The following is a 25,739-nucleotide window of genomic DNA, read 5'->3' as shown; positions in this document are numbered from 1 at the left end:
ATGAATAAATTTAATCAATACAAAGTATATCAAGGATTAAAGCCAATCAAATCGCTTCTTCCAAAAGATGTTCGTAAATTAATTTCTTCTCACCAAAATTCTTTTGATGATCTTAAGTCAAAATGGAATACCATTGTTGGCAATGAAATAGCCCTGCTTTGCAAGCCTGATAAATTAAAGCAAAGTTCTATAAACAATGAAAAGGTCTTATTTTTAAACGTTCCAAAAGAGCATATTATCGAAATTGACTATTCTAGAGACTATATTGTTGAAAAAACTAATTCATATTTTGGCTATAGCTTTATTAACAAGGTAATTATTAACTCTTTTAAGGTTAGTAAAGCAAAAAATGATACTGTAAACAAAGCCCCTATCTTAAATGAAGAATTGTCAAAAAAAATAAAATTAATAAAAAATGAAAAACTTCAAAATGCGTTTAATGAATTTTTTAAAAATGATAAATAAATTACTCAAAATTGCATTGGTTTTGTTTGCCTTTTCAAATCCCGTATTAGCGAAACAAGATTCGGGTCATGTAATTGGGGAAAGAAATGCGAATATAACAATTGAAATATTTGCATCAATGACATGCCCGCATTGTGCAAAAGTACATTTAGAGGTTCTTCCGGGTATCATTGATAATTTTACTAAGAATGGAAAAGCCAAAGTTATTTTGAAAGATTTTCCACTAGATATTGCTGCTTTAAATGCCGCCAAAATATCAAAATGCATTGCAACTGATAGCGTGCTTAAATTTCATGATGATATTTATTCTAAGCAATCAGAATGGATGCGCGGTAATAACATCGATGAAGTTAATCTGAAAATAAAAAAAATTGCTTCTAGTTTTGGAATTGACGACAAGCAATTTGATTCTTGTTTGGCCAATAAAGATAATGAGGAAATGGTTTTAAAAAGTCGAATTGAAGCAAAAAATCTTCACGACATTGATTCAACTCCAACTATTATAATTAATAATAAAAAATACACTGGAAATTTCTCTGTTAAAGATATTTCCAAATATATAAATAAAATAAAATAAAAAGATGAAATTTAAACAGCTCGAGGTGGTAGGTTTTAAGTCTTTTGCGGATAAAACTTCTTTTTACTTTGAGGATGGTCTAACCGGAATAGTAGGACCAAATGGTTGTGGAAAATCAAATATAGTTGAGGCTTTAAGGTGGTGCATGGGAGAAACTTCCGCAAAAAGTTTGCGGGGTTCTGGCATGGAAGATGTCATCTTCTCTGGAACTACTTCTAGGCCATCTAAAAACTTGAGTGAAGTAGCTTTAAAACTAGAAAATGACAATAGACTTCCTCAATTTAAAGATATGCCCGAAATTGAGGTTAGGAGAAAAATAGAAAAAGACAAGGGTTCAAAATATTTTTTGAACGGAAGAGAGGTTAGGGCAAAAGACGTGCAAATTCTTTTTGCAGATCTTTCAACAGGGCCCCACTCTCCTTCCATGGTTAGTCAAGGAAGAGTTGGCTCCTTGGTTACAGCAAAGCCAACAGATCGAAGAGCAATTTTAGAGGAAGCTGCTGGAATCGGCGGTCTGCATGTCAGAAGGCATGAAGCAGAGCTTAGGCTTACTGCAGCAGAAAATAATTTAAAAAAAGCTGATGACATTATGAAGCAAATTGAAAACCAGCTTAAGAACTTATTAAAACAAGCTGAGGAGGCTACCAAATATAAGGATATGTCCAATAATATTCGAAGTCTGGAAGCAAAATTAGTTTACTTTCAGTCTCAAGAAATTGAGGGTTCAATTCTTGGAGCACAAGAAGAGCTTAGTGAAGTAGAAGATGAAATCAGTGCTGTTAATATTGATAAAAACTTTAATGAAAATGCCCTTAAAGAAGAGGGTAAAGAAATTAAGCCTCTGCGAGATGAAAATGCTGAACTTAATTCAAAACTTCAAAGACTAAATTTAGAGTTTGAACAAATTAGTGAAGAGGAAAATAGGGCTAAAAATGAAATAGAGAAAATTAAGAAAGAAATTAAGCAGATTAATATTGATATTGATAGAGAAAAACAAATTGTAAATGACGCGACCTCTAATGAAAAAAGATTGTCGGCTGAGAAAAATGACATCTTGGAGATAAATCAAAATTCTTCTGAAATAGAGGAAAAAGCAAATAACTCCTATCAAGAATCTTTAAAAGAACTTAACCAAGAGCAAGATCTTTTAAACAAGCTGTCAGATAAAATTTTTTCCCAAATTGGTGGGTTTGATTTTAACCTTATTAAAAACAAAACAGATCAACTTTCCTCTTCCATTAAAGAGGTGGCCCTAAGATTGAAAAAGCTATCAGGAGAAAATGACGAGTTAGATTCTGGGGCGATAAAAAATCGTATTGATGAAATTCAAAATGAATTTATAAAAATGGAAGATTTGGCAGATAAAATTAATTTTGATCTTGAGGCAGCAGCTCCACAAGCTAACTTAAATTCAGACACAACAAATGCTCTTAAAAATGAATTTATTGAAAAAATAAAAACTATTTCTGAGCTGCAGGAAAAGTATGCTTCTAGATTAAGTAAATACGAATCTATTAAGCAAGAGGTAACAAAAAGAAAAGAACGACTAAGCATTATTGAAAGTGAAATAAAAAACTGGATTGACCTAAAAGAAAACTCTGAAAAAAAATTTTTAGAATTAAATGAACGATTTAAAGAAAATGAAAATGCCTTAAGTCAGGAAGAGGCAAAGCCAGGAAGTATTGCTGAAAAAAAAGGTACCTACGTTCAGAATATTAAAAACATTGAAGAAGATGTTCTACAAATAAATGAAAAGCTGATTTCTAAAGAAGATTCTGTTCAATCTATTAATCAAAAGTTATATGATATCAATACTACTGTCCTAGGAATTACGGAAAGAAAAGTTAGAGCTCAAACAATTATTGAGGGGCTTAAGGAAAAGAAAAAAGAAATAGAGCTAAAATCTTTAACTGATTTTAAACACCCAATTGCAGAACTGTCTACTTTTGCGGAGATTGATGTCGATGAGAAAGTCAAAACTAGCGAAATTGAGAATCAAATTCAAAAGTTAAAAGATCGAAGAGAAAGGATGGGTGCTGTTAATCTAAGAGCTGACAATGAGACACAAGAACTACAAGATCAAATAGATAGAATGATGAACGACCGAAAAGATTTAGTTCAAGGTATTCAAAAACTCAAAAGCTCTATTAATGACTTAAATGAAAAAGGAAGAGAAAGATTGTTAGATGCTTTTGAAAAAGTAAGTAGAAAATTTAATGATGTGTATACAAAGCTTTTTGCCGGAGGAAATGCAAGATTAGAATTGATAGAATCTGACGATCCTTTAGAAGCTGGGTTGGAATTGCTTGTGAGCCCTCCTGGTAAAAAACTACAGTCTATCACCTTGCTTTCTGGAGGTGAGCAAGCACTTACTGCAATGGCTTTAATATTTGCTGTTTTTTTAATTAACCCTTCTCCAATTTGTATTTTAGATGAGGTAGATGCTCCATTGGATGATGCAAACGTAACTAGATTCTGTTCTCTTCTAGATGAGCTATCAAGTGTTACTGATACAAAGTTTGTAGTAATCACTCACCACGCTCTTACAATGTCTAGGATGAATAGATTGTACGGTGTTACTATGGCTGAAAGAGGCGTAAGCCAATTAGTAGCTGTGGATCTTGAAAAAGCAGAAGGAATGGTAGCTTAGGCCATTCAATGGCTTTTAAGATGAAAGACATCAAAGAGTTAGATTCAAAAATTAAAGACTTGAGCGAAAAAACAAGAAAAGTTGAATCTGAGCCATCCTCCAACTCTTCTCTTGGTATGGCAATGAAATTAAGTAGTGAAATGGTTGCTGCTGTTTTTGTCGCAAGTTTGATTGGTTATTACTTGGACAAATGGCTAGAAACAGAGCCATTTTTCTTAATTTTTCTTTTTTTTCTAGGTGCAGTTACTGGAATTTTAAATGTTGTACGAACTTCTAAAATGATTAATAAAGAGTAAATTTTTTATATTTATGGCCGCAAACCCAATGAGCCAATTTGAAGTTTATTCAATTGGTCCCAAAATTCAAATAGGAAGCTTTGATCTTTCTTTTACTAATTCAAGCCTATTTATGGTCCTCACCGTAACAGTAATATCTCTGTTTTTCATCGTGGCTACTCAAAAAAAATCCTTGGTACCAAATAAAATGCAGCTTATTGCAGAGATAGCATTTGAGTTTGTTTCCAAAATGATAAGCGAAACCGCTGGAAAAGATGCCAGACCATACTTTCCTTTCATTTTAAGTTTGTTTTTATTTGTTTTGGTTGCAAATTTGCTAGGAATGCTACCCTACTCTTTTACTGTAACAAGTCACATTATAGTAACTTTTGCTTTAGCTTTTTTTATTTTCATAGGAGTGACAGTAGTTGGATTTGCAAAACATGGGATTTCCTACTTGAAACTTTTTGTACCTTCTGGAGTTCCTATTTTTTTACTACCACTGATTATAGTGATCGAAGTGATTTCGTATCTAAGTAGACCAGTGAGTTTATCCGTTCGATTGTTTGCAAATATGATGGCAGGCCATACCATGCTTAAAGTGTTTGGAGGGTTTGTTGTTAGCTTAGGTATTCTTGGTGGCTGGTTGCCACTAGGTTTTGCGGTTGCTTTGACTGGCTTGGAATTACTAGTTGCGTTTATTCAAGCTTATGTTTTTGCAATATTAACGTGCATTTATTTAAATGATGCACTCAATTTACATCATTAACAAAGGAGGAAACAATGGAAGTAGAAGCAGCAAAAATGATCGGGGCAGGAATAGCCTGCATAGCATTGGCGGGAGCTGGATTGGGTATCGGAAATATTTTTGGTAGCTATCTATCTGCAGCAATGAGAAACCCATCTGCAGCACAAAAACAATTCCCTAATTTATTGTTGGGATTTGCACTTGCTGAAGCAACTGGCCTATTTGGTTTGGTTGTTGCATTAATTATACTTTTCGCTTTTTAATTTTAGAAAATGGTTAAATTTTTATTATCATTATCTATTTTTTTTACCTCTGCTGCACAAGCAGCAGAGAAAGTGGGAATGCCTCAATTGGATCCTACAACTTGGTTTCCGCAAGTTTTTTGGCTACTTATAACTTTTGGTTTTTTGTATTTGATTGTAGAAAAAATAGTTTTTCCAAGACTATCTGATAGCATTGAACAAAGAAATGATCATGTAAGTGACAACATTGATGAAGCAAATTCTATAAAAGATCAGGCAGAAAAAAAATACCAAGAATACCTAAGCCTCATATCTAATTCCAAAAGAGAAGCTCAAAACTTAATTAATGTCAATAAACAAAATTTACAAAACAATTTTGAAAATAAAAAAAAAGAAATTGATAAAAAATTAGAAGAAAAAATGAAGCAAGTGAGTAAAGAAATTGAGGACTTTAAAAAGAGTGCTGCCAGTAAGATGGGTAGTATTTCAACAGAAATCGCAAAAGAATTGGTTAAAACAGTTTCTAAAATTGATACCAACAATGCTAGCGCAAGTAGCATAGTAGAAGAGGTATCTAAAAAATACTTGAAAGGCTTAAACTAATGGATTCAACATTTTGGGTAGGTATATCTTTTTGTTTATTTGTACTTTTGTTAGTTTATAAAAAAGTACCGGGAATTATCAACAATGTCCTCGAAGGCAAAATTAAAGAAATCAAAAATAAATTAGAAGATGCCGAAAATTTAAAAAAAGAAAGCAATCATCTTCTTGGAAAGTACCAAAAGCAATTAGACGAATCAAAAAAAGAATGTGAAGAAATTTTACAAAGGGCATCAAAGATTAATGAGAGTGAGAGCTCTACAATGAAAGAAAAAATGAATTCTATGATGGCTTTAAAAGAAAAAAATATTAATGAAAAAGTTAATCAAGCAAAAAATGGGGCAATTAAAGAAATGAAAAAAATAGCTACTATAATAGCTGTAGAGAGTGCTAAAAAAATTATCACTCAAACTATCGATAAGGAAAAAATAGACTCCATAAACTACACAAGCATTCAGGAAAATTTAGAAAGTTTAAAAAAAGATATTTAACGACTTAATTGTGAGATCCGTCGCAAAAAGGTGAATTTTTAGTTTTTTTGCAATTACATAAATAATACTCTTTTGTTTCCTTGACTTCAAAATGATGGGGTTTAAATTCGTTGGAAGACTTATGCGCTCCATCACAAAATGGTTGGTTCCCGGAAAGACCGCAGGTACACCAGAAATATTTTTTGTCTTTTTCTAAAGATACTTTTTCCGGATAATTTTTTGTTGTTTTTACTTGATTCATAGTAAAAGTATTTACTTTAAATTGAGAAAAAAATGAAGAAAAAATTAATTGTTATAGGTTCTGGATTCGGAGGAATGGCTGCTGCACTCAGAATGCGCTCTAAAGGATACGAAGTAACCTTGCTTGAAAAACATCCCGATCTAGGTGGTCGAGCTAGAGTGTTTAAAAAGGGCGATTTTATTTACGATGCTGGACCAACTGTTATAACAGCGCCCTATCTATTTGAGGAACTATTTTCCTTATTTAACAAAGACATTGCTAACTATGTAAAAATTGTTCCTTTGGATTTGTGGTATCGGTTTGTTTTTGAAGATGGTTCAACTTTTGATTACTCGGGTAGTCCAAATAAAATGGAATCGGAAATTAAAAAATTTTCTAACAAAGATTTTTTAGGGTACACAAAGCTAGTTAAATTTACTGAAAAAATTTTTGATAAAGGCTTTACTGACCTTGCAGCAAAACCATTCCATAGTATTCTTTTCATGATAAGGCAAATACCTGCTTTATTCAAACTGAAGAGTTATCAATCTGTATATAGCTTAGTGTGCAATTATATCTCAAATGAAAAACTAAGAAGAGTGTTTAGTATGCACCCGCTGTTGGTTGGTGGCAATCCATTTTCCACAACTTCAATTTACGCTTTAATTCTATTCCTAGAAAAAAAATGGGGCATTCACTATGCTATGGGAGGAACTGGGAATGTAGTGAAGGCTCTTGAAAAATTAATGAAAGAAGAAGGTGTCCAGATTATAAAAGATGCAGAAGTTATTGAGTTTCTAAGTGAACATTCAAAAATTACAGGCGTAAAATTAAAAAATGGATCCATAATTAATTCTGACTATGTAATTTGCAATTCAGACCCTCCTAACGTTTATAAAAATTTAATTAAAACAAAGAAAAAATTTGGTTTTTTATTTAATCAAAAAGTTAAGCGTATGAATTATTCTATGGGTTTGTTTGTTTATTATTTTGGGTCTAAAAAAAAATATGAGACAGTTGCTCATCATACGATTTCATTTGGAAAATCATACGAAGAACATCTAAATAAGATTTTTGAAGAAAAAACACTATCAGATGATATCAGTTATTATTTGCATAGACCTTCAGCGACTGATCCATCTATGGCCCCAAAAGACCACGATGCATTTTATGTGCTAGTCCCAGTACCAAATAATTTATCTGGAATTGACTGGTCTAAAGAAGGAGACCGATTTAGAGATCTTGTCATTGATAATATGGAGAAGACTACCTTACCTGGCTTAAGGGAAAATATAGTAAATGATTTTTACCTAACTCCTGATTACTTTGAGAAAGAACTATCGACATTGCACGGATCTGGTTTTTCTATCCAACCAAAATTTACTCAATCTGCGTATTTTCGTTTTCATAACCAATCAGAAATTTTTGAGAATCTTTATTTTGTAGGAGCGGGAACTCATCCTGGGGCTGGTATGCCTGGAGTGTTGTCTTCTGCAAAAGTACTAGATGAGCTTTTATAATCATGAGAAAAGATAGTTTACTATCTAAGCACGCAAAAACCTTCTACTGGGCTGGACTTTTTCTGCCTAAGGATGCTTTAAAAAAATGTTCTCACTTATATGATTTTTGTAGAACACTAGATGATATTGCTGATCAAAAAAAGGAGTTGTCCTTTAAAAAAAAACAATTCAAAATTTTTAAAACAAAATTTAAAAAAAAAATAGCTCTTTACCCGTTATTAAAAATATATGGAGACTCATTGAAAAAGAAAATATTTCTAAAAAAATTATTTTAGATCTTTTTGATGGAATAGAAAGTGATTTAAAAAAAACAGTTCGAGTAACAGGTAAGAATAATTTACTTTTATATTCTTATAGGGTTGCTGGAACTGTAGGGTTGATGATGGCAAAAATTCTAAAAGTAAAAGAGAAATATTCACTAATAGGAGCTATTAATTTGGGCGTAGCAATGCAACTAACCAATATTGCAAGAGATGTGATTGAAGATAAAAAAAATAAAAGATTTTATATTAACCATGACTTCAATTCGATTAAAAAAAATATTCAAATGGCAGATAAATTTTATCTCTATTCATTATACTCAATTCGAAATATTCCAATAGGTTTTCGTTTTTCTATTTTAGTGGCAAGAAGGATTTATAGGCAAATAGGATATGAAATCTTGAAAGAAAAAAATATTCACAATTATAACAAAGCTGGTAAGATTTATGTATCAAAAATAAAAAAATGTTTTCAAACTTTTTTCTCGCTTATAGATTTTGTTCAAATACTTTGTACAAAAACAAAAAGGCAGAAAAATTCTAATCTTTACTCAATTATCAAAAAAAAAATTAATTTATATGAAAGAATTTGATTACATTATATTAGGAGGTGGCTTGTCAGGACTAACTTTGGCCTACGAGCTAAACAAACAGGGCTGTCTAGAAAATAAAACATTATGTATTCTAGAAAAAAGGAAAGAATACTCTAGGGACAAAAGCTGGTCTTACTGGGACTTTGAAAATAATAAATTTCCAAGTTGTGTGATTGGAAGTTGGGATAGCTTTTCTATTACGCTTAATCAAAAAACAATAAATATTACCTGCCCTCAAAGTCCCTATAGAACTATTGATTCAAAAAAATTTTATGACTTTGTAACTGAGCAGCTCAGAAACAATAATAACATTACAACAATTATGAATTGTGACATTCAAACTATTGAGAGTCATGTTATCCGCACAAACAAAGGAGGTTATATTGGCAAGGTTATTTACGATAGCCTTATTGATTTAAGTTATCAAACTCCAACTATGTATCAGCACTTTTTGGGATGCGAAGTAGAAACAGATAGCGATTGTTTTAATGAAAATATCGTAGATTTAATGAATTTTGATTGTCCCCAAGATGGAGGTTTGCATTTTTTTTACACACTGCCATTTTCAAAGAATAAAGCTCTTATTGAAACAACCTGGTATTCTAAAACAATAAAAAAACAAAGTGAGTACCAAAATGAGATTGATCATTATTTAAGAGAGAAAAATATCAAAGGAAATATTACTTACTCTGAGTACGGAGCTATTCCTCTAAACCTAACGAAAAATAACAAAGAAAGCAGTTCATCAAAAGATTATATCAAAATAGGGTCAGCTGGTGGACTTACTAGAGCTAGCACTGGGTACACATTTCAGGCCATTCAAAGCTTCAGCGAACAATTGGCGAGTAACCTTAAATTAGATCGTAAGTTAACAGTTCCAAATATAAGGCATAAAAAATATGATTTTCTAGATGAAATTTTTTTATCAGTTATGGAGTATGAGCATAAAAGTATGCCAATTATTTTTTTTAACTTATTTAAAAATAGCGATAGCATTACTACTATTAGTTTCTTATCAGACCGAAGCAATTGGATTCAAGACCTGAAAGTAATTCTTTCAATGCCAAAATTAATATTTATAAAAACCTTAATACTAAATATATATAAAAAAATTATTAAATAATAATGAGCAAGTTTTCTACACAAAATAGCCCGTATAAAAAAATATACATGATTCAGTTATTTTTTTATTTATTTTTAAGTACATGCTTTATTGGCTTGCACCATCAAAATTTTTTAATAGAACAACAATATTTATTCTTCTGTTTTTTTATCATTGCTACAGTAGGTATTTCGCATGGCTCTTTAGATAATCACAAGGGGGAACTCATCTTTAAAAAGTATTTTCCAAGGTATTGGTCTTTTGTATTTTATGTGACTTACCTACTTACCTCTGCATTTGTTTTGTTGGTATGGATATATTCGCCCCTAATAAGCCTATGTATATTTTTTTTAGTAGCCTCATTTCATTTTGGGTACGAAGATTTAGAAATGTTTTTTAGTCAAAATTTTATTTTAGAGACTCCTCTTTATTTTCTTCGTGGCCTAATTATTATTTCAGCCCCTTTGTATTTGAACAATGTAGAGACGGTCAATTTTATTAATATTTTATTATTAGGAGAACAATGGATAAATCTAGAAACTACTATTTACGCTTATATTTTTTATTTTAACCTAGTGTTAATTTTTTTTCTGACTTTACTATTTTGGATTATAAAAAATATTAATCTTAAAGATTTTTTTATTATAAGTTTTGAGGTTTTTTCTATAGTGATTGTTTTTAAATATTTACCTCTAATATTAGCTTTTACAATGTATTTTTGCTTTATGCACTCCACTAAACACATTTTATCATTAGCAGTAGAGCTGAATGGCAGTAATGTCTATGCGGGGATAAAGTCGTTTGCCAAAAAAGCTGCCCCACTAACAATTATTACTTTTGCAATGTCTTTAATAATGTTATTTTATTTAAGCAAAGAGTTTTCAGTTGATAAATCAATATTAAAAATAATTTTTATTGGCTTGGCTGCTCTCACATTGCCACACATAATACTTGAATATATTTATGGAAAATACAAATAAATCAAACAATCCTTTAACTATTTTATTGGCTAGCCCAAGAGGATTCTGTGCTGGAGTGGATCGTGCAGTTGAGATTGTAAAGAAAAGTATAAAAAAATTTGGAACCCCTGTTTATGTGCGTCATGAAATTGTCCACAATAAACATGTAGTAAAAGAGCTAGAAAAAATTGGAACTATTTTTGTTGGAGAGCTAGATGAGATTAAAGACAAAACAAGACCTGTGATTTTTTCAGCCCATGGTGTCTCTAAAGAGGTTGTTAAAAACGCTCAGTTACAAAACCTCACTTTTATCGACGCTACCTGTCCACTAGTATCCAAAGTTCACAGAGAAGCTGAAATGCTTAATAAGCAGGGCTACCATATCTATCTCATTGGTCACGAGAACCACCCAGAAGTAATTGGTACCATGGGTCAGTTAGATGATGGCAGTATAGACCTAATTCAAACTAAGAAAGACGTTTATAATATCGTCCTACCCAACAACGAGCAAAAATTTGCATACATCACACAGACAACTCTATCAGTAGATGACACTGCTGAAATAATCAAAGAAATTAAAACCAAAATACCGAACATAAAAGGTCCTATTAAAGAAGATATTTGTTACGCAACAACCAATAGACAAAATGTGGTGAAAGCCATTGCGAAAAAATGTGATTTATTTCTGGTTATAGGAAGTGAAAATTCATCAAATTCACAAAGATTGGTGGAGGTGGCAAAAAAAAGTGGCTGCACCAATAGTTTTTTGATGCATGAAAATGCCGACCTACCTATTGATAAAATTTTGACATGTAAACAACTTGGATTATCTTCAGGAGCGTCTGCGCCTGAAATTTTAGTCGAGAATGTTATTGTCCAGATTAACAAAGTAAGGGGCACAAAGGTAGAGGAGATTTCTACCGTTGAAGAAAATGTATCATTTAAACTTCCAAGAGATCTGCAGTAATGGCCATTTATACTAAAGTCGATACTCATGAGGCTAAATCTATTCTTGAAAATTTTAATCTTGGGGAATTGAAAAAAATTCAAGGAATCAAGAAAGGTATTGAAAATACAAACTACTTATTAATTACTACTACTGGAAAATTCATTCTCACACTATTTGAAAAAAGAGTTAAAACAAAAGAACTCCCTTTTTTTATGAACTTAATGCTTAGCTTGAATGATAGAAAAATTCTTTGTCCAAAGCCTATAAAAAATAAAAATAAAAAAACTTTATTTCAAATTAAAAACAGACAAGCAGCTATTTGTAGCTTTGTTTATGGCAAAGAAAAAACCAATCACACACTTTCTGAATGTCGGTTAATTGGAAAAAATATAGCTAAACTACATATGGTTGGGAGAAAAATAAAATTACACAGAGTAAATAATCTTTCCATAAAATCGTGGATTGCTCTTAATCAATCTATCAAAACTAAAGCTAATAAAAAAATTCCAAATATTTATGGTTTTATCAATACTCTTTTATTGGATTTGAAAAAAAAATGGCCGTCTCAACTTCCTACAGGAATTATTCATGGTGATCTTTTTCCTGATAACATTTTTTTTAATAAAACAAAATTTGCTGGTTTTATTGACTTCTACTTCTCCTGCTCAGACTTTTTAATCTACGATATTGCAATTTGTATAAATGCCATGTGCTTTAATAAAAAAATTAAGTTTAATAAATTAAAAGCAAACGCTTTACTTAAAGGATACTCTTCACAAAGAAAAATTTCGAAAAAAGAATTTACTGCTTTACCTCAGCTATTATTGGGAGCGTCGATTAGATTTTTTCTAACGAGATTACACGATTCTATTAATAGGCAAAAAAGTGCCATTGTTAAAGTTAAAAACCCAAAAGAATTCTTAAAGAGAATACAATTTTACATTAATACAAATAGTGTGAATAAATTATTTTATTAATGGGAAAAAAAATTACTATTTATACAGACGGGGCATGCTCTGGAAACCCGGGTAAGGGTGGGTGGGCAGCTGTGATTATAGAAGACAAAAACGAAAAGACTATCTCTGGGTCTGAACAGCTAACTACCAATAATCGCATGGAATTATCCGCTGTTATTAATGCCTTAAGAGAAGTTGCCTCAGCTGAACTCGATATCTATACAGATTCGAAGTATGTAAAAAATGGAATTGAAAGCTGGATTAAAAATTGGAAAATAAATGGATGGATGACAGCTGCAAAACAACCTGTAAAAAACAAAGATTTGTGGCTTGAACTAGACACTCTGGTAAGCGAAAAGGCAATTGGATGGAAGTGGGTCAAGGGTCATTCTAACGACCACTACAATACTATTGTGGATGAAGCGGCTAGAAAAGCTATCAGCTAGAGTTGTTGCTAACTTTTTTTTCTATATAACTTTTTAATATTTCTAAATTACCGTCCAAGACTACAAAACTCTCTTCTTTTGAAAATATTTTTTTCACAAAATCTGGCATGGGTGGTTCCTTGCCTATAGCACTCACGATTGCATCAGGAAATTTGCAAGGATGGGCTGTTTCAAAGCAAAAATATGAAAAATTATTAGATAAACTACTTAACTTTTTTAATGCTTTAAATCCGATGGCTGAATGTGGATCTAAAACAGAATTGTGTTCTTGATAAACCTGTTTAATTGTTTGTAATGTTTCTTCTTCAGATACACTGTGCGCTAAAAAATTTTCCTGAAGGTTAGAAAGTTCAGTTTTATTCAATTGAAATTCTTTTTTATTTTTTAAGTTTTTCATCAGAGCTACTACTCTAGATTCATCTTGATTGCATATTTCAAATAATATTCTTTCAAAATTGCTCGCCACTTGAATGTCCATACTAGGTGAAACGGAGGGGTTCACTTTGGAAGGTTGATACAATCCTGTACTTAAACACTTTTCTAATAAGTTGTTATGATTACTTGCTATGATTAACTTTTCTATAGGAAGCCCCATTTGTTTGGCAATATACCCTGCATAAATATCACCAAAGTTTCCTGTAGGAACAGAAACTACCATTCTCTTTTCTGTTTCTTTCTGACTTAAATAAATAAAAAAATAATAAACTATTTGAGCTACTATCCTTGCCCAGTTAATTGAATTAACTCCAGACATCTGAATATTGCTTCTAAATTTTTGATCATTAAACATTTCTTTGACCAAATACTGGCAATCATCAAATGTTCCTTTAATTGCAATATTGTAGACATTCTTGTCTAGCACTGTCGTCATAAGTCTTCTTTGTGTTTCTGAAATCTTATTTTCAGGATGCAAAACAAAAATATTTAAATATTTTTTACTTTTCAGGGCATCAATAGCTGCAGCTCCTGTATCACCAGAAGTGGCTGTAATTAAGTTCATTTTATTTTTACTTTTATTCAATAGATTCTCATACATATTACCTAGCACTTGCATTGCGATATCTTTGAATGCGAGAGTTGGTCCATGAAAGAGTTCTACACAAGAAATATTATCTATTAATTTTAGATCAACAATTTTTTCGTTTCTGAAAACTGAATATGATTTACTGATAATGCCTTTAAGTTCCTCTGGGGAAAAGGCATCTCCAACAAATACATTGAAAATTTCGTACGACATTTCTTGAAATGTATAATTTTTCATTGATTGAATTTTTTCTGGACTGAATTTAGGAATACTTGTTGGTACATAAAGACCACCATCTGACGCCAAAGCATTAAGGAACACTTCTTTGAATGAAAAAGTTCTTTGTTTGTCTCTTGTACTAAAATACAGCATAGCTACTTTCTTTTATAAAACCAAAAAGCAATTATTATACCAATCGCCAAAACAAACCAAGTGACTGCATATTGAAGGTGATTATTAGATATTGTTACTATTTGTTTATTTTCTAGATTTGAAAATTTTAGGTCTTTTTGGTCTTGTACTAATATATAGGGATAAAACTTATTATTTAGCTCATGTTCCAACTTTTTTTTATCAAAATAATAAAGAAAATTTTCTTTGGGACTATTATCAGGAGTAAACAGGCCTTTTTCTTTTAATGGATACAGCACTCCTTCAAACACAGACGTTTCCTCAGTATTGTTAAGTTTTAGTGTATCGTCTATTTTTCTTGTCCAGCCTCTTTTTATAAGTATCAAATTTGAAGAATCTAATTGAAGAATTGATAGTAAATCAAAACCATACTTTCCTTTTTCGCTTAAGCGGTAAATAAAATAATTCTGCTTTAATAATTTTCCTTCCAATTTTACTTTTTGAAAATTTTTATGGTTGCGTGATTGAAAAACTCTAGCTTTTTTATTTGCAGAGTTTTCAATTTCAAAGATAAGTTCTTGCTTCCATTGCAAGCGAATAAGCTGCCATGTTCCTAGACTTAGAAGTAAAAAAATAATTGAGATAGAAAAAAGGTTAAAAAAAAATTTTTTCAAAGAGAATTAACTTCCCCAGATGTATATTGATGCAAAAAGAAATAACCAAACCACATCCACAAAATGCCAGTACCAAGCAGCCGCCTCAAATCCAAAATGATGGTCTGGTGTATAGTGACCACGTTTAGCTCTAAATAAACATACTGCTAAAAAGATGGTACCTATTAATACATGAAACCCATGAAAACCAGTGGCCATGTAAAAAGTAGATCCATAAATTCCGCTACTCATTGTAAATGATGCCACCATATATTCGTATGCTTGAAACATAGTAAAAATTGCACCAAGAATTACTGTTAGCACTAGACCCTGAACTAAACTCTTCCTGTCATTTTCTAACATCGCATGGTGCGCCCAAGTAACAGTTGTTCCTGATAACAATAAAATAAGCGTATTAATTAGTGGAATATGCCAAGGATCTAACGTTTGAATATCTTTTGGAGGCCACACTCCGCCGATCGCTTGATCTGGAAATAAACTAGCATCAAAATATGCCCAAAACCAAGCAACAAAAAACATTACCTCTGAAGCGATAAACAAAACCATTCCATAACGATGACTGATTTGAACAACAGGCGTGTGATCTCCCTTATGCTCTGCTTCAATAACTACTTCTCGAAACCACATAAATACCCCGTAGAACAGGACAGCCAAGCCAACAAAAGTTAGCCAAAGATTTTTAGTCGTGAAATAATAAACAGCTCCAAAACATACTATTAAACTAGCAAAGGAACAAAAGATTGGCCAAGGACTTGGGTCAACTAAGTGGTAATCGTGTTTTTTTTCTGCTGATGACATAATTATTTTTGAAACTTATCTAACTCAAATAAAGTATAAGATAAAGTTATATCTTTGACATTTTTCGTCGCTGGGTCTTTGGTTATTTCGGGGTCTATGTAGTAAGATAGGTTGAATTCTTTTATTTCTCCACCTGAAAGCGGCTGCTGTTCAAAACAAAAACACTCAAGTTTATTAAAGTACTTACCAACCGAATCGGGGGTAACATTAAAAGTAGCAACCATTTTTAAAGGCAAATTACTTTCGTTGGTTACAACAAAAGTACTATTTTTAAGCTCTCCTGGCTTAATATCTGTTTTATTATTTTTTACTTCAAAACTTATCGGCAGGTTTCCTCCAACATTTGTATCAAACCTCATGCTAATATTTTTATTAATAATTACTTTTGGTAATTGAGTGGATTTTTGGGTAGTGCCGCCAAATCCAGTAACTCTACAAAAAAGATCGTAAAGAGGAACAGATGCAAAGGATAATCCAAGCATAATAAAAAAAATTCCAACCAAATACCAGGGGTTTAATTTTCTTTCTTTTATTTTAATCATAATACTCGATTAAAAATTCCGCCAGTAATATTGTGAATGGTATAAAGGAAGAAAAAAATCATACACCCAACCAGTACCCAAGCAACTAATTTATTTTTTGTTTTAAGTTTCATAGTTTATATAAAGAAATAATTATCTATTAAAATAGTTGAGAAAATAAAAAAAAGATAAAATATTGAATATATAAAAATATTTCTAGCTATTTTATTAGAAGCAGATTTTGTTTTGGTAATTAAAAGTTTAAAAGATAAAAAAATATAAAAAAATCCAAAAATTACCACAAATACGAAATTGGAATAACTAGCAAAATTTAAAAAATATGGTGCTAGCGTAAATGGCCATAGAATTATCGAATAGAATAAAATATTTTTTTTTGTTACCTCTTCTCCACTTACAACCGAAAGCATGGGTATTTTTGCTTTTTTATAATCTTCATTTTTATATAAACTAAGGGCCCAAAAATGAGATGGGGTCCAAAGAAAAATAATTAAAAATAGAATGATTGGCTCAATGCCAATAGTGTTGGTAGAAATAGTCCATCCAATTACGGGGGGGAAAGCTCCTGCCGCACCTCCAATAACTATATTTTGTGGAGTTTTTCTTTTTAGCCAGATTGTATAAATAAATACGTAGAAAAAAATTGTAAAAGCTAACAGTGCTGCTGATAAAAAATTTGCAAAATAATGCAGGAATGAAACAGAAAAAGCAGAAAGTGCAATTCCATAAAATAAAGCTTCTTGTCTTTTTAACTTTCCACTGGGAATTGGCCTTAAGCATGTTCTGGACATAATCGCATCAATGTCAGAATCATACCACATATTAAGCATGCCAGAAGCTCCTGCCCCAATTGCTACTAAAATTAAGGATACAAAATTTCTATATAAATCTATATTTCCAGGAGCAATAATAAGCCCGACAAGGCAAGTGAAGATAACAAGAGACATAACTCTTGGCTTCATTAACAAAAAAAGTGAATTTATATAAAAAAAGAAATCAAACTTTTCTTTCTTCTTATAAGCGCTCTTAATATTAGACAAATTCACTCCTTATTTAAAATACGCTACATAATAGCACATCAATAGTTCAATAATTATAACAATAACTAAAATTTACAAGTAAGACCAATTTAGCATATATTGCTGAAAGAATAAGTAAGACTAATGGTCTCAAAATTCTAGAGTACATGGGGAGGTTAAGTATGTGCGCAGTTTGTGTCAGTGACAATTCTGGAGCAAAGATTGCAGTGGCGGTCATATGCTTTTCTTTTATTTTTTTCTTTTTTGCGAAATACTACTACCAAAAATATTTTAAAGAATATTTAAACAAATATTTTAATAGAAAGAATCTATGACAGTAGTAATTGTTTTTCTTTTAGTTTTAATTGGCTCAGTTGTTTTTCATATTTTAACGCCTTGGTGGTGGACTCCTATTGCTTCAAACTGGGGGAGTATTGACGATACAATAATTCTAACGTTCTGGGTTACTGGATTTGTTTTTATAGCTGTGGGATTATTTATGGTTTACTGCGTTTGGAAGTTTAGATATCAAAAAGAAAAAAGATCAGAGTACAAACCCGAAGATAGTAAGCTTGAGTTCAGACTAACTCTTATTACCACATTGGGTATTGCAGCTCTCCTTGCTCCTGGACTTTTTGTATGGAATCAATATGTCACTGTTCCAAAAAATGCTTATAAAATTGAAGTGCTAGCTTATCAGTGGGGTTGGGGCTATAGACTTCCTGGTAAAGACGGTAAACTTGGAAAAACAAATATAAAAAATATTAACGATAAAAATCCATTTGGAATTAGCTCAAAGGACAAAAATGGTAACGATGATATTGTTATTGCAAATGGTCCTCTTCATCTTTTAAAAAACCAACCTGTAAAAGTTCTTTTAAGGTCAACGGATGTTTTGCATAATTTTTACATTCCTCAGTTTAGGGCAAAGATGGATATGCTTCCTGGTTCAATAACTTATTATTGGTTTGAACCAACTAAATTAGGCACGTTTGAAGTTTTGTGTGCTGAGTTTTGCGGAACAGGACACTATGCCATGAGAGGTAAAGTGGTGGTGGTTGATCAAAAAAATTACAACGAATGGCTTTCCAAGCAAAAATCATACGAGCAAATTGCCTCGAAATCTTAAAAGTTATTAATTTAAGTAATTTTTTAAAAAGTTGTCATAACATGTGTCAATAAAGCTCTAACTATATAAAAATTCTTATATTTTCCATTGCTTTTAAAACTATCTAATATTTGCATAGATAGCCTTATCTGGGTTATGTTTAGCTTTGAGGGAGGAATCAATGTCTGACGATTTTCCTGAACAAAAGTTTGGGATTGAGGCCAAGTCATCTGAAGTATCCGACGGTGGGCACATTACGTCAAAAACAGAAGAACAAGTTGAATCTGAAATTCCAGAACAGGATTTATATCATCCCAAAAGTTTCATAACAAAATGGATTTTTTGCCAAGATGCAAAAGTAATTGGCATTCAGTATTCCATAACAGCAATCTCTATTGGATTGTTAGCTCTGGTGTTGTCTTGGCTAATGAGACTGCAACTTGGGTTTCCTGAAGTTTTTTCATTTTTAGGTCCAGCTGGGTATTATCAATTTGTAACCATGCATGGAATGATTATGGTTGTATATCTTTTGACTGCTTTATTCCTAGGTGGTTTTGGAAATTTTTTAATACCTCTGATGGTTGGGTCAAGAGATATGGTTTTCCCTTATTTAAACATGCTTAGTTTCTGGATGTATTTTATTGCTGTTGTAGTTTTGGTAGCAAGCTTTTTTGTTCCTGGAGGACCCACAGGGGCTGGTTGGACTCTTTATCCACCACAAGCAATAACATCTGGTACACCCGGTTCTGAAAGTGGAATAGTGTTAATGCTTTTGTCACTTTCTCTTTTTGTTATCGGATTCACTATGGGTGGACTTAACTATATTATAACAATTCTTCAAGCGCGAACTAGGGGTATGACCTTAATGAGAATGCCTTTAACAATTTGGGGGATTTTTACAGCTACTATTTTAGCTATGTTGGCTTTTCCCGCTTTAATTGTCAGTTGTATAATGATGACTCTTGATAGCTTGCTTGGCACAAGTTTTTTTATGCCTGCCATGGTTCAAATGGGGGAGCATCTAAAATATGGAGGAGGAAGTCCTATTTTATTTCAGCATCTTTTTTGGTTTTTTGGACATCCAGAAGTTTATATTGTTGCTCTTCCTGCCTTCGGAATCGTTTCAGATTTAATTTCGATTCATGCTAGGAAAAATATTTTTGGCTATAGAATGATGGTTTGGGCAATTGTAATTATAGGAGCGTTAAGTTTTTTTGTTTGGGCTCACCACATGTATGTAAGTGGAATGAATCCTTGGTTTGGCTTTTTCTTTGCCACTACCACATTAATTATTGCAGTCCCAACTGCTATTAAAGTTTATAATTGGATTTTAACATTATGGAGGGGGAATATAAGACTCAATTTACCGATGTTATTCTCTCTAGCTTTTATTTTAACATTTGTTAACGGTGGAATAACTGGTCTCTTTTTGGGAAATGTTATAGTCGATGTTCCTTTATCTGATACATATTTTGTTGTTGCTCACTTTCATATGGTAATGGGAATTGCTCCTGTGCTTGTAATTTTTGGTGCTATTTACCACTGGTATCCTTTAGTAACTGGTAGGTTTTTAAATGAGGCTATGGGTAAATTTCATTTTTGGGTAACTTTTTTAGGATCTTATGCGATTTACTTTCCAATGCATTATCTAGGATTTATAGGAGTTCCTAGAAGATATTACGAAATGTACAATAGCCCTTATATTCCAACTTCTGCAGAAGGATTGAATCAATTTATTACCATAGCAGCATTAGTTGTTGGATTTGCCCAATTGATATTTTTGTATAATATTATTTCTAGCATCCGTCTTGGAAAAGTTGCTGGTAGAAATCCTTGGCAAGCATGCTCCTTAGAATGGCAAACAGAGCATGTTCCCCCGCAGCATGGGAACTTTGGTAAGGACTTGCCCATAGTTTATCGCTGGGCTTATGATTATAGTGTTCCAGGAGCAAAAGAAGATTACATTCCCCAAAATGTTCCACCGAGTGAGGTTTTGGGAGCAAAAGTAGAGAAGACTTGATGATTAAAAAAGAAAAAAATTTATTTGACCTTTTGAGTGAAAAACCTTGGGACCTAGAACAATCAAATCAAGATAACTTACATAGTGGAAAAACTATAAATTTAACGAAAGCTCATTTGGGACTTAAAGGAATAATGACAGTTAGTATAATTTTTTTTTCATTATTTATAGTGACTTATGCAGACCGAATGTTGCTTCATGATTGGGAAAAAATGCCAGAACCAAAACTATTATGGTTTAATACTTTTGTATTGTTTTTAAGTAGCGTATTGTTTCACTTGGCAAAAAACAAATCTGACATTCTAGATTTTAAGAAAGTTAAATTTTTACTTCTTATAATTGCCTTTCTTGCAGTCGTTTTTATTATTGGTCAAGTAATTGCATGGAGACAATTAATAGCGCAAGGTTATTTTTTCAATTCTAATATTGCAAATTCCTATTTCTATCTTTTTACAACTTTGCATGTGTTGCATTTAGTTGGTGGTTTATTTTTTTTAAAAAAAGCAACTCAAAAAGTTTACAATGAAAATATTAGAGCCCCATCTATACAGAGTAGTGTTAAACTGTGCGGAATTTATTGGCATTTTTTATTTTTAGTTTGGGTAGTGCTATTTGGACTTATGATTAACAGCTGATGAAAAAAAATGAGCAATAACCTATCTAATTTACCAAAAGGTTTTAAAGGTCTGACTCACGATTTCTCATCTGATCAAGTTACTTTTAAGGGTGTTAAGTGGGGGAAAGCAATGATGTGGATATTTCTGCTTAGCGACACATTCATTTTTAGTTGTTTTTTAATTTCTTACATGTCGGCCCGTAGCTCAACACCCATACCATGGCCTAATGCCAGCGAAGTTTTTGCTCTTGAGGTGTTTGGAGTGCACGTTCCTCTCTTGCTAATTGCAATTATGACCTTTGTATTAATTACAAGTAGTGGAACTATGGCCCTTGCTGTTAAATTTGGCTATGAAAAAAAAAGAAAACTTTGTGCCTTATTTATTTTTTTAACTGCAATAGGTGGACTTACTTTTGTTGGCATGCAGGCTTTTGAATGGTCAAAATTAATTTTTGAGGAAGGGATTAGACCATGGTCTAACCCTATGGGGGCAAATCAGTTTGGTGCAATTTTTTTTATGGTAACAGGCTTTCATGGAACGCATGTTACTATTGGAGTAATTTTTCTATTTATCTTTGCAAGAAAAACTTGGAGGGGTGATTTTGAATCCGGGAAAAGAGGATTCTTTACCAGTATGAAATCCGATTATGTAGCAATTGAAATATTGGGACTGTATTGGCACTTTGTGGACTTGGTATGGGTTTTTATTTTTGCATTTTTTTACTTATGGTAATTTGAATTATGGCTGAAGAAACTAAAAATAAAACAACAACTCACGGACTGGGCACTTACCTTTGGATTTGGGGTCTTTTATTTATAATAAGTGGTTTCTCTTATGCAGTTGACTATTATCAATTTCAAGGATTGTTGAGATGGTCATTAATAATATTCTTTATGTTTGCTAAGGCCGGATTGATTATGGCTTTTTTTATGCATTTGCTTTGGGAAAGATATGCATTAATTAATGTTTTATTATGGCCGATGACAGCTATTGCTGCATTTATTTTTATGATGGCTGCTGAATCTCAATATACTGTATTTACAAGATTATTTTATTTTGTCGCAGGAAGCAGCTAATAATTTTATAAAATTTTTATAAAAAGACAAATTTATAAATCAAAAAAAGACTTAGCATAATTAAAAAAAATGAAATACTTTTGCTACTTAGGTCAGGATCTATAAAACTTTTTAAAAAAGATTTTTCTTTAAATTTTTCATTTAAATTTCTTTCTTTAAGTTTTTGAGTATTAAATCTCACAGAACTTATAAACCAAGAAAAATACAGGAATAAGGCGAGGAGTATGATTATTGTTGATAAAACACTGTATTCAGAGCTCATAATTTAAATTGCTATGCGATATTAGCATAGATTATGCTACTGTTAAATAGCTTTTAAATATTAAGTATTTATGAAAAAAATAGCAATTGGTGATTTAGCTAAGCTCGGAATAATAGACGAAAGACCTAATGGGCCAATAAGATTTTTACCAAATACTACCATTTCTGAAATAGCCCTGAGTTTTAAAGATAAAAATATCGGGTCTACACCAATAGTTGATGAGGATAATAACTTTCTAGGAGTGCTCTCAGAGAGAGATATGGCTATTAAACTTGTTGCTGCAGGAAGAGATTCGGATTTAGTAGAGGCAAAAGAAATAATGAGAACGGAAAATTTAGCCCATGCTTATGAACATCATTCAATTGATTATGCAATAGAACAAATTAAACAAAAGAAAGCTAGGCATATTACAATCCTGTCTGAAGATAAAAAGGTAATTAACTTTCTATCACTTAGAGATTTTTTAGTCGCTGGGTTGGAGATAAATAAAGATCTTATAAAAAAACAGTCCAAAATTGTTAGACTACAGCTCTTAATTCCAACTACATTAATAGTTACAGCAGTATTTATGTATGCGTTTAATCTTTTTGATTCAAAATACCTCTATGTTGTTTTATCATTTGCCTTATTAACGATAGGTATAGCTACAGTAATAACTGCAAAAAAAGATGTTGATTACGACAAGATCACCCCTAATTAAATTATTAAATTTATTTAATTTGTGGTAACTCGTTAAATTGATGGAAAGGAGGCGGTGAAGTTAAAGTCCATTCCAAAGTAGTGGCTCCCTCTCCCCAAGGATTATTACCCACCTGTTTGCTTCTCACAAAGGCATGAATTAAAACTACGAAAAATATCAACACTCCAAAAGCAGAAATATAAGATCCAATCGAAGACACATAATTCCATCCTGCATAAGCATCTGGATAGTCAGCATATCTTCTTGGCATACCTGCAAGTCCTAAAAAATGCTGAGGGAAAAAAATCAAATTTACACCGATAAATGTTATCCAAAAATGCAATTTCCCTAAAAACTCTGAATATTCCCATCCAGTCATTTTGCTAAACCAATAATAGAAACCGGCAAATAAAGAAAATACAGCTCCTAAAGATAATACATAATGAAAATGAGCCACTACATAATAAGTGTCATGTAAAGATGTATCGACACCTGCGTTAGCTAAAACAACTCCTGTAACTCCTCCAACTGTGAATAAGAATATAAATCCTAAAGCCCATAACATAGGAGTATTCAAGGTAATTGACCCTCCCCACATAGTCGCTATCCAAGAAAAAACTTTAATACCTGTAGGAACTGCAATAACCATAGTTGCGAAAACAAAATATGCTTTGGTATCCACTCCCATTCCAACGGTATACATATGATGGGCCCAAACTATAAATCCAACCACTCCGATAGAAACCATTGCGTAAGCCATGCCTAAATAACCAAAAACAGGTTTCTTTGAAAAGGTAGATACAATCTGACTAACAATTCCAAATCCAGGAAGGATCATAATATAAACTTCTGGGTGACCAAAAAACCAAAATAAATGTTGGAAAAGAACTGGGTCTCCCCCACCCTCAGGATTAAAAAAAGAAGTCCCAAAATTTCTATCCGTAAGCAACATAGTAATTGCCCCTGCTAGAACTGGTAAAGAAAGTAATAATAAAAAAGCTGTAACTAACATTGACCAAACAAATAAAGGCATTTTATGCATCGTCATACCCGGTGCTCGCATATTGAAAATAGTAGTTATAAAATTCACAGCACCCAAGATGGAAGACGCTCCAGCTAAGTGTAAGCTAAAAATTGCAAGATCCATTGCGGGTCCTGGTTGTCCAGCTTTTGAAGATAAGGGTGGGTAAATAGTCCAACCACCCCCTACGCCATTTTGGCCTGGAGGTCCTTCAACAAAAATAGATGCTAATAAAAGTATGAATGCTGCAGGTAAAAGCCAAAAAGAAATATTATTCATTCTCGGAAATGCCATGTCCGGTGCTCCAATCATTAGTGGAACAAACCAGTTTCCAAATCCACCGATCATTGCAGGCATCACCATAAAGAAAATCATAATCAACCCATGACCTGTAACCAAAACATTATAAAGATGGTAATCACCACCTAATATTCCATCTCCTGGATACATTAACTCAGCTCTCATCAAGACTGAAAATGTAGTACCAATCACTCCTGCAATAATTGCAAAGATTAAGTACATAGTACCGATATCTTTATGATTGGTTGAGAATGCCCATCTTTTCCATCCAGTTGGATGAGATTCGTGATGTTCGTTAGCAGCTGTTGTGTAAGTTGACATTAATTAAAATCCTATTGTTCTTTTTTAGCTAAAAATTTTTTCTCTGGGTACATTGCGTATTTTACTTTTGCCATCTCCACCCACTCTTTGTATTTTTGTTCAGAAACAACCTCAACTGTAATTGGCATAAAAGCATGTTTTATTCCGCACAATTCTGAACATTGTCCGTAAAAAATTCCTTCTTTTTCAGCTCTAAACCAAGTTTCATTTATTCGTCCCGGAACCGCATCTCTTTTCACTCCAAATGCAGGTAGTGCCCAAGCATGCAAGACATCATTTGCAGTAATCAAAACTTTTACAACTTTATTCACGGGGACAACTACATGTCTATCCGTAGCTAATAATCTAGGTTGACCTGGTTTCAAATCTTTTGTTTCAATCATTGAAGCTTCAAAAGCTATTTTTTGATCAGGATATTCGTAGCCCCAATACCACTGATAGCCAATTGCTTTGATTGTAATGTCAGCTTTCGGAATTATATCCTGTTTGTACAATAGCTTAAAAGAAGGAATTGCAATCACCACCAGTATTAAACATGGTATCACTGTCCACAAAACTTCTATTAAAGTATTGTGAGAAGTCTTTGAGGGGTTTGGATTCTTAGAAGCCCTAAACTTCCAGACAGCATACAGAATTAAAAACAAAACAAATACTGAAATTGCTGTAATGATAGGAAGTAAAATATAATCATGCATAAAAACAAGATCGTTCATGACAGGTGTTACGCTGTTTTGATATCCTAGTTGCCAATTTTTTGGCTGTTCTGCCAATGCACTACTCCCAAGCAAAAAAGTAAAGATAGATAATAAAAAATGTTTCATAATTGTAATCAACCTTGTATCAAAATTTAGCAATGTTAACTTTGCGACACTTTGAC

31 protein-coding genes are annotated in these 25,739 nt (G+C 32.3%); 22 read left to right on the top strand and 9 right to left on the bottom strand.

The features are described from left to right. Genes SAR11G3_RS03275 through SAR11G3_RS03240 form a run of 8 tightly spaced genes read left to right on the top strand, consistent with a single transcriptional unit; the run spans window position 1 to window position 6,048 of the window. Window positions 1-465, top strand: a complete 465-nt coding sequence (locus SAR11G3_RS03275; RefSeq protein ID WP_013695342.1) for a DciA family protein — start codon at window positions 1-3, stop codon at window positions 463-465. Then, a complete protein-coding gene (locus SAR11G3_RS03270; protein WP_041862350.1) occupies window positions 440-1,042 on the top strand; it encodes a thioredoxin domain-containing protein in 603 nt (200 codons plus the stop codon). The genes SAR11G3_RS03275 and SAR11G3_RS03270 overlap by 26 nt, the downstream gene beginning before the upstream one ends. Window positions 1,043-1,046: 4 nt before the next feature. Beyond that, window positions 1,047-3,692, top strand: coding sequence for a chromosome segregation SMC family protein (locus SAR11G3_RS03265; protein WP_013695339.1), 2,646 nt, complete (start codon window positions 1,047-1,049; stop codon window positions 3,690-3,692). Window positions 3,693-3,700: 8 nt separating this feature from the next. After that, window positions 3,701-3,988, top strand: a complete 288-nt coding sequence (locus SAR11G3_RS03260; RefSeq protein WP_013695338.1) for an AtpZ/AtpI family protein — start codon at window positions 3,701-3,703, stop codon at window positions 3,986-3,988. A gap of 13 nt (window positions 3,989-4,001) precedes the next feature. After that, entirely contained in the window at window positions 4,002-4,736 is a 735-nt protein-coding gene (locus SAR11G3_RS03255) for a F0F1 ATP synthase subunit A (protein ID WP_013695337.1), read from the top strand. A gap of 14 nt (window positions 4,737-4,750) precedes the next feature. After that, complete coding sequence (locus SAR11G3_RS03250; RefSeq protein ID WP_013695336.1) at window positions 4,751-4,978, top strand: F0F1 ATP synthase subunit C; 228 nt, start codon at window positions 4,751-4,753, stop codon at window positions 4,976-4,978. 9 nt (window positions 4,979-4,987) lie between these two features. Beyond that, entirely contained in the window at window positions 4,988-5,560 is a 573-nt protein-coding gene (locus SAR11G3_RS03245) for a F0F1 ATP synthase subunit B family protein (protein WP_013695335.1), read from the top strand. Continuing rightward, entirely contained in the window at window positions 5,560-6,048 is a 489-nt protein-coding gene (locus tag SAR11G3_RS03240) for a F0F1 ATP synthase subunit B family protein (RefSeq protein ID WP_013695334.1), read from the top strand. The genes SAR11G3_RS03245 and SAR11G3_RS03240 overlap by 1 nt, the downstream gene beginning before the upstream one ends. 4 nt (window positions 6,049-6,052) lie before the next feature. Here SAR11G3_RS03240 and SAR11G3_RS03235 read toward each other — a convergent pair whose 3' ends face one another. Beyond that, a complete protein-coding gene (locus SAR11G3_RS03235; protein WP_013695333.1) occupies window positions 6,053-6,289 on the bottom strand; it encodes a CDGSH iron-sulfur domain-containing protein in 237 nt (78 codons plus the stop codon). A 32-nt stretch (window positions 6,290-6,321) separates the two neighbouring features. Here SAR11G3_RS03235 and crtI point away from each other — a divergent pair, with 32 nt between their 5' ends. Genes crtI through rnhA form a run of 8 tightly spaced genes read left to right on the top strand, consistent with a single transcriptional unit; the run spans window position 6,322 to window position 13,053 of the window. After that, entirely contained in the window at window positions 6,322-7,788 is a 1,467-nt protein-coding gene (gene crtI, locus SAR11G3_RS03230; protein WP_013695332.1) for a phytoene desaturase family protein, read from the top strand. A gap of 2 nt (window positions 7,789-7,790) precedes the next feature. Beyond that, window positions 7,791-8,063 carry a squalene/phytoene synthase family protein gene (locus SAR11G3_RS07675; RefSeq protein WP_013695331.1) on the top strand — a complete coding sequence of 91 codons (273 nt, stop codon included), beginning with the start codon at window positions 7,791-7,793 and terminating at the stop codon, window positions 8,061-8,063. Beyond that, window positions 8,006-8,641: a squalene/phytoene synthase family protein gene (locus SAR11G3_RS03225; RefSeq protein WP_315861712.1), complete on the top strand. Its 636-nt coding sequence runs from the start codon at window positions 8,006-8,008 to the stop codon at window positions 8,639-8,641. Before SAR11G3_RS07675 ends, SAR11G3_RS03225 begins: the two co-directional genes overlap by 58 nt. Beyond that, window positions 8,628-9,764: a lycopene cyclase family protein gene (locus SAR11G3_RS03220; RefSeq protein WP_013695329.1), complete on the top strand. Its 1,137-nt coding sequence runs from the start codon at window positions 8,628-8,630 to the stop codon at window positions 9,762-9,764. Before SAR11G3_RS03225 ends, SAR11G3_RS03220 begins: the two co-directional genes overlap by 14 nt. A 47-nt stretch (window positions 9,765-9,811) precedes the next feature. Next, complete coding sequence (locus tag SAR11G3_RS03215; RefSeq protein WP_013695328.1) at window positions 9,812-10,723, top strand: Brp/Blh family beta-carotene 15,15'-dioxygenase; 912 nt, start codon at window positions 9,812-9,814, stop codon at window positions 10,721-10,723. Then, entirely contained in the window at window positions 10,707-11,669 is a 963-nt protein-coding gene (ispH, locus tag SAR11G3_RS03210; protein WP_013695327.1) for a 4-hydroxy-3-methylbut-2-enyl diphosphate reductase, read from the top strand. Before SAR11G3_RS03215 ends, ispH begins: the two co-directional genes overlap by 17 nt. After that, window positions 11,669-12,628: a homoserine kinase gene (locus SAR11G3_RS03205; protein WP_013695326.1), complete on the top strand. Its 960-nt coding sequence runs from the start codon at window positions 11,669-11,671 to the stop codon at window positions 12,626-12,628. The genes ispH and SAR11G3_RS03205 overlap by 1 nt, the downstream gene beginning before the upstream one ends. Then, window positions 12,628-13,053 carry a ribonuclease HI gene (gene rnhA, locus SAR11G3_RS03200; RefSeq protein WP_013695325.1) on the top strand — a complete coding sequence of 142 codons (426 nt, stop codon included), beginning with the start codon at window positions 12,628-12,630 and terminating at the stop codon, window positions 13,051-13,053. Before SAR11G3_RS03205 ends, rnhA begins: the two co-directional genes overlap by 1 nt. Here the strand turns inward: rnhA and thrC are convergent. The 5 genes from thrC to cyoE form a co-directional block, all read right to left on the bottom strand. After that, window positions 13,046-14,449 carry a threonine synthase gene (gene thrC / locus SAR11G3_RS03195; RefSeq protein ID WP_013695324.1) on the bottom strand — a complete coding sequence of 468 codons (1,404 nt, stop codon included), beginning with the start codon at window positions 14,447-14,449 and terminating at the stop codon, window positions 13,046-13,048. The genes rnhA and thrC overlap by 8 nt on opposite strands. Window positions 14,450-14,451: 2 nt before the next feature. Next, entirely contained in the window at window positions 14,452-15,102 is a 651-nt protein-coding gene (locus tag SAR11G3_RS03190; RefSeq protein WP_013695323.1) for an SURF1 family protein, read from the bottom strand. 6 nt (window positions 15,103-15,108) lie between these two features. Next, window positions 15,109-15,900, bottom strand: coding sequence for a cytochrome c oxidase subunit 3 (locus tag SAR11G3_RS03185; RefSeq protein WP_013695322.1), 792 nt, complete (start codon window positions 15,898-15,900; stop codon window positions 15,109-15,111). A gap of 2 nt (window positions 15,901-15,902) precedes the next feature. Beyond that, window positions 15,903-16,442, bottom strand: a complete 540-nt coding sequence (locus tag SAR11G3_RS03180) for a cytochrome c oxidase assembly protein (RefSeq protein ID WP_013695321.1) — start codon at window positions 16,440-16,442, stop codon at window positions 15,903-15,905. A 116-nt stretch (window positions 16,443-16,558) separates the two neighbouring features. Further along, window positions 16,559-17,479, bottom strand: coding sequence for a heme o synthase (gene cyoE / locus SAR11G3_RS03175; RefSeq protein WP_013695319.1), 921 nt, complete (start codon window positions 17,477-17,479; stop codon window positions 16,559-16,561). A 310-nt stretch (window positions 17,480-17,789) separates the two neighbouring features. On the opposite strand from cyoE, the gene coxB (SAR11G3_RS03170) reads away from it, so the two are divergent. The 5 genes from coxB (SAR11G3_RS03170) (at window position 17,790) to SAR11G3_RS03150 (ending at window position 22,279) form a co-directional block, all read left to right on the top strand. Further along, window positions 17,790-18,587: a cytochrome c oxidase subunit II gene (gene coxB, locus SAR11G3_RS03170; RefSeq protein ID WP_013695317.1), complete on the top strand. Its 798-nt coding sequence runs from the start codon at window positions 17,790-17,792 to the stop codon at window positions 18,585-18,587. Between the two features lie 160 nt (window positions 18,588-18,747). After that, window positions 18,748-20,586, top strand: a complete 1,839-nt coding sequence (locus SAR11G3_RS03165; RefSeq protein WP_013695316.1) for a cytochrome c oxidase subunit I — start codon at window positions 18,748-18,750, stop codon at window positions 20,584-20,586. Next, window positions 20,586-21,221, top strand: coding sequence for a cytochrome c oxidase subunit 3 (locus SAR11G3_RS03160; protein WP_013695315.1), 636 nt, complete (start codon window positions 20,586-20,588; stop codon window positions 21,219-21,221). The genes SAR11G3_RS03165 and SAR11G3_RS03160 overlap by 1 nt, the downstream gene beginning before the upstream one ends. 9 nt (window positions 21,222-21,230) lie before the next feature. Continuing rightward, on the top strand, window positions 21,231-21,935 hold the full coding sequence (locus SAR11G3_RS03155) for a heme-copper oxidase subunit III family protein (RefSeq protein WP_013695314.1): 705 nt from the start codon (window positions 21,231-21,233) through the stop codon (window positions 21,933-21,935). 8 nt (window positions 21,936-21,943) lie between these two features. Beyond that, on the top strand, window positions 21,944-22,279 hold the full coding sequence (locus SAR11G3_RS03150) for a cytochrome C oxidase subunit IV family protein (RefSeq protein ID WP_013695313.1): 336 nt from the start codon (window positions 21,944-21,946) through the stop codon (window positions 22,277-22,279). Window positions 22,280-22,295: 16 nt separating this feature from the next. On the opposite strand, the gene SAR11G3_RS07240 is transcribed toward SAR11G3_RS03150, so the two are convergent. After that, complete coding sequence (locus SAR11G3_RS07240) at window positions 22,296-22,541, bottom strand: hypothetical protein (RefSeq protein WP_148225696.1); 246 nt, start codon at window positions 22,539-22,541, stop codon at window positions 22,296-22,298. 70 nt (window positions 22,542-22,611) lie between these two features. Between SAR11G3_RS07240 and SAR11G3_RS03145 the strand changes: the two genes are divergently transcribed. Next, window positions 22,612-23,241 carry a CBS domain-containing protein gene (locus SAR11G3_RS03145; RefSeq protein ID WP_013695311.1) on the top strand — a complete coding sequence of 210 codons (630 nt, stop codon included), beginning with the start codon at window positions 22,612-22,614 and terminating at the stop codon, window positions 23,239-23,241. Window positions 23,242-23,251: 10 nt separating this feature from the next. Here SAR11G3_RS03145 and ctaD read toward each other — a convergent pair whose 3' ends face one another. Both ctaD and coxB (SAR11G3_RS03135) read right to left on the bottom strand, forming a co-directional pair. Beyond that, window positions 23,252-24,862, bottom strand: a complete 1,611-nt coding sequence (ctaD, locus tag SAR11G3_RS03140; RefSeq protein WP_013695310.1) for a cytochrome c oxidase subunit I — start codon at window positions 24,860-24,862, stop codon at window positions 23,252-23,254. A gap of 11 nt (window positions 24,863-24,873) precedes the next feature. After that, window positions 24,874-25,683, bottom strand: coding sequence for a cytochrome c oxidase subunit II (gene coxB, locus SAR11G3_RS03135; protein WP_013695309.1), 810 nt, complete (start codon window positions 25,681-25,683; stop codon window positions 24,874-24,876). Window positions 25,684-25,739 lie beyond the last annotated feature (56 nt).

This window comes from Candidatus Pelagibacter sp. IMCC9063, from assembly GCF_000195085.1.
Taxonomy (GTDB): domain Bacteria; phylum Pseudomonadota; class Alphaproteobacteria; order Pelagibacterales; family Pelagibacteraceae; genus IMCC9063.
This window is presented reverse-complemented; position numbering and strand designations above follow the sequence as displayed.

Coding starts and splice junctions, on each gene's coding strand:
- SAR11G3_RS03275 (WP_013695342.1), top strand. CDS start 1: ATGAATAAATTTAATCAATACAAAGTATATCAAGGATTAAAGCCAATC.
- SAR11G3_RS03270 (WP_041862350.1), top strand. CDS start 440: ATGAATTTTTTAAAAATGATAAATAAATTACTCAAAATTGCATTGGTT.
- SAR11G3_RS03265 (WP_013695339.1), top strand. CDS start 1,047: ATGAAATTTAAACAGCTCGAGGTGGTAGGTTTTAAGTCTTTTGCGGAT.
- SAR11G3_RS03260 (WP_013695338.1), top strand. CDS start 3,701: ATGGCTTTTAAGATGAAAGACATCAAAGAGTTAGATTCAAAAATTAAA.
- SAR11G3_RS03255 (WP_013695337.1), top strand. CDS start 4,002: ATGGCCGCAAACCCAATGAGCCAATTTGAAGTTTATTCAATTGGTCCC.
- SAR11G3_RS03250 (WP_013695336.1), top strand. CDS start 4,751: ATGGAAGTAGAAGCAGCAAAAATGATCGGGGCAGGAATAGCCTGCATA.
- SAR11G3_RS03245 (WP_013695335.1), top strand. CDS start 4,988: ATGGTTAAATTTTTATTATCATTATCTATTTTTTTTACCTCTGCTGCA.
- SAR11G3_RS03240 (WP_013695334.1), top strand. CDS start 5,560: ATGGATTCAACATTTTGGGTAGGTATATCTTTTTGTTTATTTGTACTT.
- SAR11G3_RS03235 (WP_013695333.1), bottom strand. CDS start 6,289: ATGAATCAAGTAAAAACAACAAAAAATTATCCGGAAAAAGTATCTTTA.
- crtI (WP_013695332.1), top strand. CDS start 6,322: ATGAAGAAAAAATTAATTGTTATAGGTTCTGGATTCGGAGGAATGGCT.
- SAR11G3_RS07675 (WP_013695331.1), top strand. CDS start 7,791: ATGAGAAAAGATAGTTTACTATCTAAGCACGCAAAAACCTTCTACTGG.
- SAR11G3_RS03220 (WP_013695329.1), top strand. CDS start 8,628: ATGAAAGAATTTGATTACATTATATTAGGAGGTGGCTTGTCAGGACTA.
- SAR11G3_RS03215 (WP_013695328.1), top strand. CDS start 9,812: ATGATTCAGTTATTTTTTTATTTATTTTTAAGTACATGCTTTATTGGC.
- ispH (WP_013695327.1), top strand. CDS start 10,707: ATGGAAAATACAAATAAATCAAACAATCCTTTAACTATTTTATTGGCT.
- SAR11G3_RS03205 (WP_013695326.1), top strand. CDS start 11,669: ATGGCCATTTATACTAAAGTCGATACTCATGAGGCTAAATCTATTCTT.
- rnhA (WP_013695325.1), top strand. CDS start 12,628: ATGGGAAAAAAAATTACTATTTATACAGACGGGGCATGCTCTGGAAAC.
- thrC (WP_013695324.1), bottom strand. CDS start 14,449: ATGCTGTATTTTAGTACAAGAGACAAACAAAGAACTTTTTCATTCAAA.
- SAR11G3_RS03185 (WP_013695322.1), bottom strand. CDS start 15,900: ATGTCATCAGCAGAAAAAAAACACGATTACCACTTAGTTGACCCAAGT.
- SAR11G3_RS03180 (WP_013695321.1), bottom strand. CDS start 16,442: ATGATTAAAATAAAAGAAAGAAAATTAAACCCCTGGTATTTGGTTGGA.
- coxB (WP_013695317.1), top strand. CDS start 17,790: ATGACAGTAGTAATTGTTTTTCTTTTAGTTTTAATTGGCTCAGTTGTT.
- SAR11G3_RS03165 (WP_013695316.1), top strand. CDS start 18,748: ATGTCTGACGATTTTCCTGAACAAAAGTTTGGGATTGAGGCCAAGTCA.
- SAR11G3_RS03160 (WP_013695315.1), top strand. CDS start 20,586: ATGATTAAAAAAGAAAAAAATTTATTTGACCTTTTGAGTGAAAAACCT.
- SAR11G3_RS03155 (WP_013695314.1), top strand. CDS start 21,231: ATGAGCAATAACCTATCTAATTTACCAAAAGGTTTTAAAGGTCTGACT.
- SAR11G3_RS03150 (WP_013695313.1), top strand. CDS start 21,944: ATGGCTGAAGAAACTAAAAATAAAACAACAACTCACGGACTGGGCACT.
- SAR11G3_RS07240 (WP_148225696.1), bottom strand. CDS start 22,541: ATGAGCTCTGAATACAGTGTTTTATCAACAATAATCATACTCCTCGCC.
- SAR11G3_RS03145 (WP_013695311.1), top strand. CDS start 22,612: ATGAAAAAAATAGCAATTGGTGATTTAGCTAAGCTCGGAATAATAGAC.
- ctaD (WP_013695310.1), bottom strand. CDS start 24,862: ATGTCAACTTACACAACAGCTGCTAACGAACATCACGAATCTCATCCA.
- coxB (WP_013695309.1), bottom strand. CDS start 25,683: ATGAAACATTTTTTATTATCTATCTTTACTTTTTTGCTTGGGAGTAGT.